The organism is Saccharopolyspora sp. 7B, assembly GCF_020177435.1.
GTDB lineage: Bacteria > Actinomycetota > Actinomycetes > Mycobacteriales > Pseudonocardiaceae > Saccharopolyspora_C > Saccharopolyspora_C gregorii.
The window spans coordinates 1-11,526 of sequence record NZ_JAIUKC010000102.1 but is presented as its reverse complement, the minus strand read 5'-3'; the positions used below and the strand labels follow the sequence as shown (position 1 = coordinate 11,526).

9 protein-coding genes and 1 pseudogene are annotated in these 11,526 nt (G+C 74.6%); 5 read left to right on the top strand and 5 right to left on the bottom strand.

Features of this window, described 5'->3' with window-relative positions:
• Positions 1 to 326 precede the first annotated feature (326 nt).
• The 3 genes from LCD33_RS16870 to LCD33_RS16860 are packed head-to-tail and all read left to right on the top strand — an operon-like array spanning position 327 to position 4,901.
• Positions 327 to 1,391 carry a MoxR family ATPase gene (locus LCD33_RS16870; protein ID WP_224966784.1) on the top strand — a complete coding sequence of 355 codons (1,065 nt, stop codon included), beginning with the start codon at positions 327 to 329 and terminating at the stop codon, positions 1,389 to 1,391.
• A gap of 4 nt (positions 1,392 to 1,395) precedes the next feature.
• Complete coding sequence (locus LCD33_RS16865) at positions 1,396 to 2,646, top strand: DUF58 domain-containing protein (protein ID WP_224961185.1); 1,251 nt, start codon at positions 1,396 to 1,398, stop codon at positions 2,644 to 2,646.
• Positions 2,643 to 4,901, top strand: a complete 2,259-nt coding sequence (locus tag LCD33_RS16860; RefSeq protein ID WP_224966783.1) for a DUF3488 and transglutaminase-like domain-containing protein — start codon at positions 2,643 to 2,645, stop codon at positions 4,899 to 4,901. The genes LCD33_RS16865 and LCD33_RS16860 overlap by 4 nt, the downstream gene beginning before the upstream one ends.
• 320 nt (positions 4,902 to 5,221) lie before the next feature.
• Here the strand turns inward: LCD33_RS16860 and LCD33_RS16855 are convergent, their stop codons facing one another.
• Entirely contained in the window at positions 5,222 to 5,641 is a 420-nt protein-coding gene (locus LCD33_RS16855; RefSeq protein WP_224961181.1) for a DUF3040 domain-containing protein, read from the bottom strand.
• A gap of 222 nt (positions 5,642 to 5,863) precedes the next feature.
• On the bottom strand, positions 5,864 to 6,589 hold the full coding sequence (locus LCD33_RS16850) for a bifunctional 2-polyprenyl-6-hydroxyphenol methylase/3-demethylubiquinol 3-O-methyltransferase UbiG (RefSeq protein WP_224961180.1): 726 nt from the start codon (positions 6,587 to 6,589) through the stop codon (positions 5,864 to 5,866).
• 102 nt (positions 6,590 to 6,691) lie between these two features.
• Here LCD33_RS16850 and LCD33_RS16845 point away from each other — a divergent pair, with 102 nt between their 5' ends.
• Complete coding sequence (locus LCD33_RS16845) at positions 6,692 to 7,573, top strand: ParA family protein (RefSeq protein ID WP_224961178.1); 882 nt, start codon at positions 6,692 to 6,694, stop codon at positions 7,571 to 7,573.
• Positions 7,573 to 8,352, top strand: coding sequence for an Fpg/Nei family DNA glycosylase (locus LCD33_RS16840; protein ID WP_224961176.1), 780 nt, complete (start codon positions 7,573 to 7,575; stop codon positions 8,350 to 8,352). The genes LCD33_RS16845 and LCD33_RS16840 overlap by 1 nt, the downstream gene beginning before the upstream one ends.
• Here LCD33_RS16840 and LCD33_RS16835 read toward each other — a convergent pair.
• The 3 genes and pseudogenes from LCD33_RS16835 to LCD33_RS16825 all read right to left on the bottom strand — a co-directional run.
• On the bottom strand, positions 8,349 to 9,626 hold the full coding sequence (locus LCD33_RS16835) for a uracil-xanthine permease family protein (protein WP_224966782.1): 1,278 nt from the start codon (positions 9,624 to 9,626) through the stop codon (positions 8,349 to 8,351). The genes LCD33_RS16840 and LCD33_RS16835 overlap by 4 nt on opposite strands.
• Positions 9,627 to 9,805: 179 nt before the next feature.
• On the bottom strand, positions 9,806 to 10,645 hold the full coding sequence (locus LCD33_RS16830; RefSeq protein ID WP_224961172.1) for a hypothetical protein: 840 nt from the start codon (positions 10,643 to 10,645) through the stop codon (positions 9,806 to 9,808).
• A gap of 12 nt (positions 10,646 to 10,657) precedes the next feature.
• A pseudogene (locus LCD33_RS16825) lies at positions 10,658 to 11,407 on the bottom strand (PspA/IM30 family protein); the annotation flags it as partial.
• Between the last annotated feature and the right edge of the window lie 119 nt (positions 11,408 to 11,526).

The following is an 11,526-nucleotide window of genomic DNA, read 5'->3' as shown; positions in this document are numbered from 1 at the left end:
CGGTGCGCGCCGTGTGGGGCCGGGCCGCGCCCCCCCCCCCCCGGGCGCGGGCGCGCCCGGCCCCCCCCCCCCCCCCCCCCCCCCCCCCCCCCCCCCCCCCCCCCCCCCCCCCGGCCGCGGGGGGGGCGTCCGGGGGCTCCGGTGGGGGAACGTGGGGAACGCCCCAGGCCACCGGCACCGGTACGGCGGCCGCCTGCGGTTTGGCACACTGCGGAGGCACCTGAGCGCGCGATCGCCGAGCCCCCGTCACCGGTCGACGGAGTCGGCGGCCCTCGTCGACGCGGACGGCGGCACGCCGCGGCGCTCAGCGAACACCTGGAGGTTTCGTGACGCCCAACATGCCCACGTCCGGCACCGCGTTCGCCGGTGGCGGGCACGCCGACGCGGCTTCCCGCGGCAGCGGCGGGTACGTGCGGGAGTCCGAACCCGCGACGATCGCCGCGCTGCACGGCACCGTGCAGCGCATCGCCGCCAACGTCGAGCAGGTCCTCGTCGGCAAGCCCGACGTGGTCCGGATCGCGCTGGTGACCATGCTCGCCGAAGGCCACCTCCTGGTGGAGGACGTGCCCGGCGTCGGCAAGACCTCGCTGGCGAAGGCCCTCGCCCGCTCCATCGACTGCACGGTGAACCGCATCCAGTTCACCCCCGACCTGCTGCCCAGCGACATCACCGGCGTCTCGCTCTACAACCGGCAGGCGGAGGCCTTCGAGTTCCGGCCCGGCCCGGTGTTCGCGAACATCGTCGTCGGCGACGAGATCAACCGCGCCTCCCCGAAGACCCAGTCCGCCCTGCTGGAGTGCATGGAGGAGGACCAGGTCACGGTCGACGGAGAGACCTACGAGCTGCACGCGCCGTTCATGGTCATCGCCACCCAGAACCCGATCGAGATGGAAGGCACCTACGCGCTGCCGGAGGCGCAGCGCGACCGGTTCACCGCGCGGGTGTCCATCGGCTACCCCGACCAGCAGGCCGAGCTCGCGATGGTCGACGAGCACGCGGGCCGCGATCCGATGGACCAGCTGCGGCCGGTCACCGACGCCGACCAGGTGCGCGCGCTGCTGCGGGCGGTCCGCGACGTGCACGTCAGCACCGAGCTGCGCCGCTACGTGATCGAGCTGGTCACCGCGACGCGCACGCTGCCGGAGCTGCGGCTCGGCGCCTCACCCCGGTCGACCTTGCAGCTGGTGCGCGCGGCCCGCGCGCAGGCCGCGCTGTCCGGCCGGGAGTACGTGGTGCCGGACGACGTGCAGGACGTGGCGGTGCCGGTGCTGGCGCACCGCCTGGTGCTGACCAGCGAGGCCCGCGCGACCCGGCGTTCCGCTTCCGACCTGGTGCGCTCGCTGCTGCGCCGGGTCGAGGTGCCGCGGGGCGACTCCGGGCCCCGGCGGTAGTCGCGTGCTGTCCGGCCTGACGGTGCGGGGTCGCTGCCTGCTGGCGGCGGGCCTGGCCGCGGCGGTGTGCTCGGTGGTGCTCGACGAGCGGGACCTGCTGCGGATCGCGGCGTTCGTCGTGGTGCTGCCGCTGCTGGCGCTGCTGCTGGCGGGCCGGGTGAAGCACGGCATCCGGGCGCGGCGCGAGGTGCTGCCGGGCCGGGTCCCGGTGGGCGGGAACGCTTCGGTGCGCCTGCACCTGACGGGGACATCCGCGGTGCCGATGGGCGGTCTGCGCTTGGAGGACGGGGTGCCGCACGCGCTGGGCGGCCGGCCGCGGTTCCGGCTGGAGTCGGTGCCCAGGTCGGGTGCGGTGCTGGAATACCCGGCGAGCCCGGGGCTGCGCGGCATCCACCAGATCGGCCCGCTGCGGACCCGGATCGGCGACCCGTTCGGGCTCACCGAGTTCGAGCACGAGCTCGCCGGGCGCAGCAGGCTGGTCGCGGTGCCGAAGGTGGTGCCGCTGGGCGGGCTGCCCGCCGGTTCCGGCCTCGGCACCGGGGAGGACGGCTCGACGCGGCTGCGCGCCGGGCACGGCGACGACGACACGATGGTGCGGGAGTACCGGCACGGCGACGACATCCGCCGGGTGCACTGGAAGAGCACCGCCAAGCGGGACGAGCTGATGGTGCGCGTCGAGGAGCGGCCCTGGCACGGCGGCGTGACGGTGCTGCTGGACCGGCGGTCCGCGGCGCACCGCGGCACGGGAGCGGCGGCGAGCCTGGAGTGGGCGGTCTCGGCGGCGGCCAGCATCTGCTCGCACCTGCACGCGCACGGCCAGCAGGTGCGGCTGGTCACCGAGGACGCGGCGACGCTCAGCGGCGGTCCCGGCCCGTTCGACGGCGGCCACGACGACGCGGCGATGCTGGACGCGCTGGCGGCGGTGCGGCCGTCCGCGCAGCGCGACCTGGTGTGCCCGCAGGACCCGGGCAGCGGGCAGGAGCTGATCGCGATCTTGGGCGCCACCAGCACGGCCGGGGTGCAGGAGCTGTCCCGGCTGCGCCCGGAGCGCGCGCGCAGCCTGGCGCTGCTGCTGGACGTGCGGACGTGGGCGGGTGATCCCGCGGACGGTTCCTTCTCCCCGCAGCGCACCGCGGACCGGCTGCGCGCGTCCGGCTGGTCGGTGGTGGTGGTCGACGGTCCCCGCTCGTCGATGGCGGGCGCGTGGGGCCGGTTGTGCCAGGTCGCCTCGGCGGCTCCGGGGGTGGTGTCGTGAGCACCCGGGTTCGTCCGGCGGGCACGACGGCGGTGGCCACGACGGCCGCCGCGGTGTCCTCGCTGGCGGTGTCCACGGGGTTCACCGGAATCGTGAGCGATGCGCGCTGGGTGCTGCCGGTGGCGCTGGCGGTGGCCGTGGTGGCCGGTGTCGGCCTGCTGGGTCGCACGTTGCGCTGGTGGCCGCCGCTGGTGGGGCTCGCGCAGCTGTGCGCGCTGGTGGTGCTGCTCTCGGCGCTGTTCACCGGGCAGGCGGTGCTCGGGTTCCTGCCCGGTCCGGCGGCGTTCGGCGAGCTGTCCGGCCTGCTGGGGCAGGCGATGCAGGTGGCCAGGGAGGGCGTGCCGCCGGTTCCGGCGGAGCCCCCGCTGCAGGTGCTGCTGTGCCTCGGCCTCGGTGTGGTCGCGCTGCTGGTGGACGTGATCGCGGTGGCCGCGGGCGTGCCCGCGGTGGCCGGTCTGGTGCTGCTGTGCGTGGTGGCGATCCCGGCTTCGCTGGCGCCGAACATGCTGCCGTGGTGGACGTTCGCAGCCGGTGCGGCGGGTTTCGCGCTGCTGCTGGCGTGCGCGGGCAGCCACCGGCAGACCGCGTCGGCCTCCTCGCCGCTGGCTCGGTTCGACCACCGGGGCGTGGTGCTGGTGGCGGCCGCCGGGGTGCTGGCGGTGCTGAGCGGGGTGGTGTTCACCGGGGTCGGCACCGAGGGCCGGCTGCCGGGTGGGGCGTCCACCGGCTACGGCTCGGCGAACGGCGGCATCGGCTTGCGGCCGTTCACGTCGCTGCGCGGGCAGCTGGACCGGGACGACCCGGTGGACCTGTTCCGGGTGAGCGGGTTGCCGCAGCCCACCTACCTGCGGGCCATGACCTTGCAGCACTTCGACCCGGGCCGCGGCTGGGAGCTGGGCAAGCTGACCTCGGGCGTGGACGCCGGGCAGCACCCGCTGCCGCTGCCGGACGGCACCGAGACGCTGGCGGCGGGCCCGTCCGCGACGGTGCGGATCGACCCGGTCGGCTACCGCGACCCGTGGCTGCCGATCTTCGGGGTGCCGCGCGGGGTGACCGGCATGGGCCTGCAGTGGAACTACGACCCCACGAGCGGCGTGGTGTTCACCCAGGTCCGGCAGGAGAGCAGGCCGTACGTGGAGGACGTGGCGCTGCCGTCCCCGTCGCCGCAGCAGCTGCGCGCGGCGAGCGGCCCGGCGTCGGTCGACCCGGCCTACTCGGACGCGAGCGGGGTGTCGCCGCGCATCGCGGACCTGGCCCGCCGGATCACCGCGGACGCCCCGACGGACTTCGACAAGGCCGCGGCCCTGCAGCGGTTCTTCACAGACCGGTCCAACGGGTTCCGGTACGACCTGAGCACGGCGCCGTCGACGAGCGGGAACGCGCTGGAGGACTTCCTGTTCCGCGGCAAGCGGGGCTTCTGCGAGCAGTACGCCTCCTCGATGGGCGTGCTGCTGCGGTCGGTGGGCGTTCCGGCTCGGGTCGCGGTGGGCTTCACCCCCGGCCACCGGGACGGCGACGAGCGCGTGATCACCACGAACGACGCGCACGCGTGGGTGGAGGCGTTCTTCCCCCGCTACGGCTGGGTGACGTTCGACCCGACGCCGCTGACCGACGGCCGCACCGCGCTGCCGGAGTACCTGAGCCCGCCCGCGCCCGCACCGTCCCCGACCACGGCGCCCGGCGAATCCCAGCAGCCGTCCCCGGAGCCCTCGACGGCCCCGTCGCAGACCCCCGCTCCCGGCGACGCGGCGCAGCCGCCCGTTCCGGAGGCGGACCGCCCCGGCGGGTCCGGCGCGTGGATCGCGGTGGGTGCGGTGCCGCTGGCGGTGCTGGCGCTGGGCGCGGCTCCGCTGGGACTGCGCGAGTTCCGCCGCAGGCGGCGGCTCGCCGTGGTGCGGTCGGGTGCCGCCGGTGCGGCGAGCGCGGCGTGGGACGAGCTGCTCGACGAGCACACCGACCGCAGCGGACACCGCCCGGACGCCTCGGGCACGGTCCGCTCCACCGCCACCGCGCTCGTCGAGTCGGCGGAGCTGCCGGAGGACGCGGCGCGCTCGGTCGACGACCTGGTGACGGCGGTGGAGCACGAGTGGTACGCCCCGGCCGGGCACTCGGTGGCCACCGGGATCGCCGCGCCCGCCGAGGCGCTCCCCCGGGCGTTGGCGGCGCTGCGGGACGGTGCACCGCTCCCCTGGCGGCACCGCCTGGTCCCCCGGTCGGTGTTGCCGGCGGCCCGCCGCGATCGGCCGGAGTCCTGATCGGGCCGGAGTCCTGACCGACCACTGCCCCGACCGAGCGGAGACCCTGATCGAGGACTCCAGATCAGGCCAGGAACCTGATCGACCGAACCTCGATCCGCCGGGTGATCAGGTTGATATCCGGAGCGGACGCGGCGGTCGCCCGGTTCCCGGCCACCCGCTGCGGACGCCTCGCCCCGGAGCCGAGCCCCGGCGACGGCTCCCGAACACCCCCGGAAACGAAACCAGCCCGACGGTCGAAGGACCATCGGGCTAGGTGATGAGGACGGATCGCCGACCCTGAGGTCGACGATCTCCGGCCTCCGCCGTCCCTGTCGGGACTACTGCTCGAACCGCTTCCGGAAGCGTTCTTCCATCCGCTGGGCGAAGGAACCGCGCGCTCGCGGCTCGGACTTCTTCCGGTCTCCACCGGACGCCGGGCCTGCGCTCCCCTCCCCCTCGGATTCCGCTTCCTGGCTGCCACCACGCATCGCGGACAGCACCAGAACTGCTCCGCCGAACATCACGAGGAAGCCGACCACGCTCACCACGGGGATATCGGCCGGTTTGACCGGTATCACCACGCCGAGCACCAGCAGGATCAACCCCAGCACGAAGACGGCGATGCCTTGCAGGCGACGCCGCCGCGACGGTCGGTGCAACCGGCCGCCACGCACGGTGGAGACGAACTTCGGATCCTCGGCGTAGAGCGCGCGCTCGATCTGGTCGAGCAGTCGCTGCTCGTGCTCGGAGAGTGGCATGGCTCCTCCTCCGGCACAGGTAACTCAGTGGCGCCGGAACCCGGAGGGCAGGCCTCCGGAGTGGGAACCCGGCGAACGCTTGGGGGCGTCACCGTCGAGGATACGGTTCCGGCGACGTCACGACTACCCGCAGGGGTCAGGTCGCGCCTCGGAGGTTGCCGACATCATCCCGTCGGATCAACCGATCGGCGCAATCCCCCGGTGCGACGTGGGATTTCGGGGTCAGCCGCGGAGCCGTCCGACGGCGTGCAGCCGGGTGGCGACGTCCCGCAGCGGTGGCGTGGCCGCGGCGGCGCGTTCCAGTTCGGCGAGCGCGTCGGCACCCTGCCCCTCGGCGACGGACCCCGGCACGAGGTCGGTGAAGACCCCCTGCCCCTGGACCAGTTCCACGTCGAGCCCCGCCTCGCGCATCCGCCGGGCGAGCTCGTCGCCGTCGAAGCGGCGCAGCACGGTGTCGCCGCCGCCCCGGTACCGGCCGTCCGGGTCGCGGAGCACGTGCAGCGCGTCGGCCGGCCGCCCGGCGAGAGCGCTGGCGAGGACCGCGGCGTACCGGTTGGACACGAGCACCGACACCGCTCCACCGGGCGCGGTGGCCGCGGTGAGCGAGGCCAGCGATCCGGCGACGTCGTCGACGTATTCGAGCAGGCCGTGGCCGAGCACCAGGTCCGCCCCACCGGGCGGCGCGAAGGCGTGCAGCGCCTCGGTGTCCCCCTGCAGCGCGGTGATGAGCCGGTCGACGCCCGCGTCGGCGGCGCGGCGCTGCAGGGTGGCGAGCGCGTTGGGACTGGGGTCGACGACGGTGACCTCGCAGCCCGCGCTCGCCAGCGGCACCGCCCACACCCCGCTGCCGCCGCCCACGTCGAGGACTCGGGGCGGGCGGCCGTCCCGGCGCGTTCGGGCTTCGGTGATCTCTTCTTCCAGCACCCGGTCGACGGCGTCGGATCTCATGGCCAGCAGCGTAATGGCGGGTCAGACCGGGCGACGCACCGGCGGGGCGGGACGGTGGGCGCAGCAGCACACGTGATCGGTCCGGTTCCGTAGGCTACGGGCGTGCAAACGGTGGCAGTGCTCAGCCTCAAGGGCGGTGTCGGGAAGACGACCGTGGTGCTCGGGCTCGCTTCGGCGGCCATGCGCCGCGGCGCTCGGACGCTGGTGGTGGACCTGGATCCGCAGTGCAACGCGACGGCCGCGCTGGAGCCGGACGAGACCCGGCTGGGTCTCAGCGACGTGCTGTCCGATCCGCGGGCGGAGGTGCTGCGCGCGGCGGTGGCGCCGAGCGGGTGGGGCGCGGAGGTCGACGTCCTGGTCGGGTCGGAGGACGCCGAGCTGCACAACGGCGGCCCGCACGACGGCGGGGGCGATCTGGCGAAGCTCACCGAGGCGCTGTCGACGCTGGACGCGTTGATCGCGGAGGGCGAGCTGCCGTACCAGCTGGTGCTGCTGGACTGCCCGCCGTCGCTGGGCAGGTTGACGCGTTCGGCGTTGATCGCGGCGGACCGGGCGCTGCTGGTGACCGAGCCGACGATCTTCGCGGTGTCCGGGGTGCAGCGCGCGTTCGAGGCGGTGCAGGCGGAGCGGGCCGAGAACAACCCGCGCCTGCAACCGCTGGGCGTGGTGGTGAACCGGGTGCGGCCGCGGTCGCACGAGCACCAGTTCCGCATCGAGGAGCTGCGGGAGATCTTCGGTCCGCTGGTGATGCCGGTGGCGCTGCCGGACCGGCTCGCGGTGCAGCAGGCGCAGGGCGCGTGCATGCCGATCCACCAGTGGGGGACGCCGGGTGCCCGGGAGGTGGCGTTGGGCTTCAACCTGCTGCTGGCCCGCACGTTGCGCGCCGGCCGCCGCCGGGATCCGCTGCCGGACGACTCGTTCGACGACGACCCGGGCGATCAGGACCTGGACGAGTTCGACGGCGACGCCCGACCGGGAGCCTGATGCCGGAGGGCGACACGGTGTTCTTGACCTGCCGGCGCCTCGACGAGGCGCTGGCGGGGGCCGAGGTGGTGCGCGGCGAGCTGCGCCATCCGCGCCTGGCCGAGGTCGAGCTGCGCGGCCGGGTGGTGCGCGAGGCGCGCCCGGTCGGCAAGCACCTGCTGATCCGCTTCACCGGCGAGCGGACGTTGCACAGCCACCTGGGCATGGACGGCGCGTGGCACCTGTACTCGCCGGGTGGCCGATGGCGCCGCCCGGCGCACCGGGCACGCGCGGTGCTGGAGGTACCGGGCCGGACCGCGGTGGGGTTCGACCTGCGCGGGATGCGCTGGGTGCGCACCGCCGACGAGGACTCGCTGGTCGGTCACCTGGGCCCGGACCTGCTGTCACCGGAGTGGGGTCCGGAGTCGGCGGCGGAGGCGGTGCGGCGGCTCACCGCGGACCCGGCCCGCGAGATCGGTGCGGCGCTGCTGGACCAGTCGGTGCTGGCCGGTGTCGGCAACATCTACCGGACCGAGGTGTGCTTCCTGCTGCGCCGCTCCCCGCACTCCCCGGTGGCGGAGGTCGACGCGGAGCGGGCGGTGCGGTTGTGCCGGGACCTGCTGCTGCGCAACGCGTGGAGCCCGGAGCGGTCCACCACGGGCGATCTCCGCCGGGATGCCCGCTACTGGGTGTACGGCCGCCGGACCTGCCTGCGCTGCGGCGGCCCGGTCCACCGCGATGGCGGTGCGGAGCGGGTCACCTACCACTGCCCCCGCTGCCAACCCGTCCCCCACCGCTAAGCATCCCGGCGCGCGGAGACCGCGTCGGCGAGTCCCCGCAGCACCGGGTACACGAGCACGATGCCGATGGAACCCCACACCAGCCCGGTGAAGCGCAGCGCCCCCAGCGACAGCGTCAGGTCGCCGACCCCGGCGACGAGGGCGGTCCCGAGCACCGCGAGGTTCACCGGATCGGCGAAGTCCACGCCCGCCTCGCTCCAGATCCGCACCCCCACGAGCGCGAGCACGCCCACGACGACGAGCAGCGCGCCGCCGAGCACGCCGACCGGGATGGTGCCGAGCAGCGCCCCGAACTTCGGGCAGAACGCGAGCACCACGGCGGCGACCGCGGCGATCATGCAGGCGGCGGTGGAGTACACGCGGGCCGCGGCCATCACCCCCACGTTCGGGGCGTGGCTGCTGAGCGCCGAACCGCCGCCCGCTCCGGAGAACGCCGTGGCGAGCCCACCGCCGATGAGCGCGTCCCCGACCTGGCCGTCCAGGTTGCGCCCGCTCATCGCCCCGACGGCCTTCACGTTGCCGACGAGTTCGACGAGCACCACCAGCACCATGGGCGCCACGAACGGCACCGCGGACAGGTGCATCTGCGGGGTGACGAACTCCGGCGTCCCGAACCAGGGGGCGCGGGCGACGGCGTCCAGCCGAGCCGGGTCGACCTGGCCGAGCAGCGCGGCGCAGGTCCAGCCGGCGAGCACGCCGAGCAGCACGGCGAGCCGCCGCAGCATGCCGCGGCTGAGCACGGTGGCGAGCACGACGGCGGCGAGGGTGATCGCGGCGGGCACGGGCTGCGCGCTGAACGAGCTCACCGTCTGCGGCGCGAGGCTGAGCCCGATCATCAGCACGATGCCCCCGGTGACCACCGGGGGCATCGCGGATTCGAGCAGCCGCACGCCGAGCGCTTTGACCGCGACCCCGAAGGTGAACACCACCAGGCCCACGATCATGATCGCGCCGAGCAGCGCGCCCGGGGTGGCTCCGCCGTGGTCGACGGCCGCGCCCATCGGGACGACGAAGGCGGCCGAGGCGCCGAGGTACGCGGGCACCCGGTTGCGGGTGACGAGCAGGAACAGCAGCGTGCCGAGGCCGGACAGCAGCAGCGTGGTGGAGGCGGGGAAACCGGTGAGCAGCGGGACGAGGGTCGTGGTGCCGAACATGGCGATCAGGTGCTGGAACCCGAACCCGAAGGTCAACGGCCAGCTGAGCCGTTCACCGGACCCCACGACCGCGTCGTCGACCAGCTGACGACCGTTGCCGTGCACGGTCCACAACGCCACATCGCCCTCCCCGACTGTCCCCACCCGCGGGGATCGCCGCCACGTAACGTAGCGACGCTGGGAAGATTACTATTCGGCATCACATAATCAACCCGTAACGGGGTCATCCGGGTGAAGAGATAAGTCACCCGGGGCCACGTGGAGTCATCACCCGGGTTCGCGACCTGCGGTTTCGCCGCTCAGGTGCGAGGTTGGTCCGCCGATCCGGCGGTTCCGCTGCCCCAGCCGAGTTCGTGCAGCGCGGTGGCGAGCCCGGCGAGCCGGTCGGTGGCGTCTTGCACGGCGTGGCGCTGCTCGGGGGCGCCGCTGGCGGCGACGGCCCGCCCGGCGGCGGCGACCAGGTAGCGGTAGCCCTCGACGCCCTCGTCGAGTTCGGCGCGCAGCCGCCGCACGTCCGCGCGCAGGTCGGCCTGCTCGGTGGCGGGTACGTGCGGCAACGCCGCTTCGACCGCCTGGAGGCGGGAGGCGACTTCGCGCAGCGCGGTCGCGGCGCGGTCCGCGGTGGCCCGCGCGTCGGTGGCCTCCTCGAACCCGCCGCCGCCGAGCTGCGTCAACGCCTGGTGCAGGCTCTGCTCGGCGTCGCGCAGCAGCCGCATCGGTTCCCGGGCCTGCGAGCCGTTCGGCGGCAGCTCCACCGGTTCCGGGGCGGCTTCGGGCAACGGGGTCCGGAGCAGCCGCCGGTAGCGCCGCCATTCGGCGACGGTGCCGAACGCGGCGGCGACGGCGACTCCGCCGACGCCGAACGCGGCGACGTCGAGCATCGTCTCCAGCGCGCCCGCGCCGACGGGGAGGCCGAACGCGTGCGGCGCGTACGCCCCGTACGCGCCGACGCCGAGCACCCCGGTGCCGACGGTGCCCGCGGTGGCGTTCTGCCGCGCCCGCTTGCGCTTGCGCAGCAGCCGCGCGCGCGGGTCGCGCCACTGCGCGAGCTTGCGGCGCACTTCACCGACGACGGGGCCGCGCAGCTCGCGCAGCGCGGCCTCGCCCCATGCCGCGAGCTCGTTCTTCCGCGGTGGCATCGTCCGGCTCGATCAGGCTTGCCCGGTCTGCGGGTTCTGCTGCTGCTGCGGCCGGGTCGCCGGTTCCGCGGTCTGGCCGCCCGCCTGCTCGCCACTGGTGACCTGCTGCTGGCCGCCGCCCATGGAGGCGCGCAGCTGCTCCAGCCGGTTCGAGCCCGCGGCGTCGAGGGAGGCCTGCTGGACCTCCATCATCCGGCCCTGCACGCTGTTCTGTGCCAGCTCCGCCTCGCCGAGCGCGGTGGTGTAGCGCCGCTCGATCTTGTCCCGCACCTCGTCCAGCGAGGGCGTGTTGCCGGGGGCGGCGAGATCGCTCATCTGCTTGAGCGAGTTGGACGCCTGCTCCTGCATCTTGGCCTGCTCCAGCTGGCTGAGCAGCTTGGTGCGCTCGGCGATCTTCTGCTGGAGCATCTGGGAGTTGCGGTCCACCGCCTGCTTGGCCTGCTCGGCCGCCTGCAGGGACTGGTCGTGCAGCGTCTTGAGGTCTTCCACGCCCTGTTCGGCGGTGACCAGCTGGCTGGCCAGCTGCGTGGCGGTCTCCTCGTACTTCTGCGCCTTGGCGGGGTCGCCTTCGGCGCGCGCCTGGTCGGCCATGACCAGGGCCTGCCTGGCCGAGGACTGCAGCTTCTCGACTTCGCCGAGCTGCCGGTTGAGCTTCATCTCCAGCTGCCGCTGGTTGCCGATCACCGAGGCCGCCTGCTGGGAGAGTGCCTGGTGCTGGCGCTGCGCATCCTCGATGGCCTGCTGGATCTGCACCTTCGGGTCGGGGGGGGGGGGGGGGGGGGGGGGGGGGCGCGGGGCCGGAGCGCTACGCGGAACGGAACACACCAGAGCGGGCAAGACGGCCAGGGGAGGGGAAAGCGCGAGAGGGGGGGCGGGCGGGG

What these genes read in the sequence shown, in the direction of transcription:
- LCD33_RS16850 (WP_224961180.1), bottom strand. Translation starts at nt 6,589, where the DNA reads ATGAGATCCGACGCCGTCGACCGGGTGCTGGAAGAAGAGATCACCGAA.
- LCD33_RS16830 (WP_224961172.1), bottom strand. Translation starts at nt 10,645, where the DNA reads ATGCCACCGCGGAAGAACGAGCTCGCGGCATGGGGCGAGGCCGCGCTG.
- LCD33_RS16840 (WP_224961176.1), top strand. Translation starts at nt 7,573, where the DNA reads ATGCCGGAGGGCGACACGGTGTTCTTGACCTGCCGGCGCCTCGACGAG.
- LCD33_RS16855 (WP_224961181.1), bottom strand. Translation starts at nt 5,641, where the DNA reads ATGCCACTCTCCGAGCACGAGCAGCGACTGCTCGACCAGATCGAGCGC.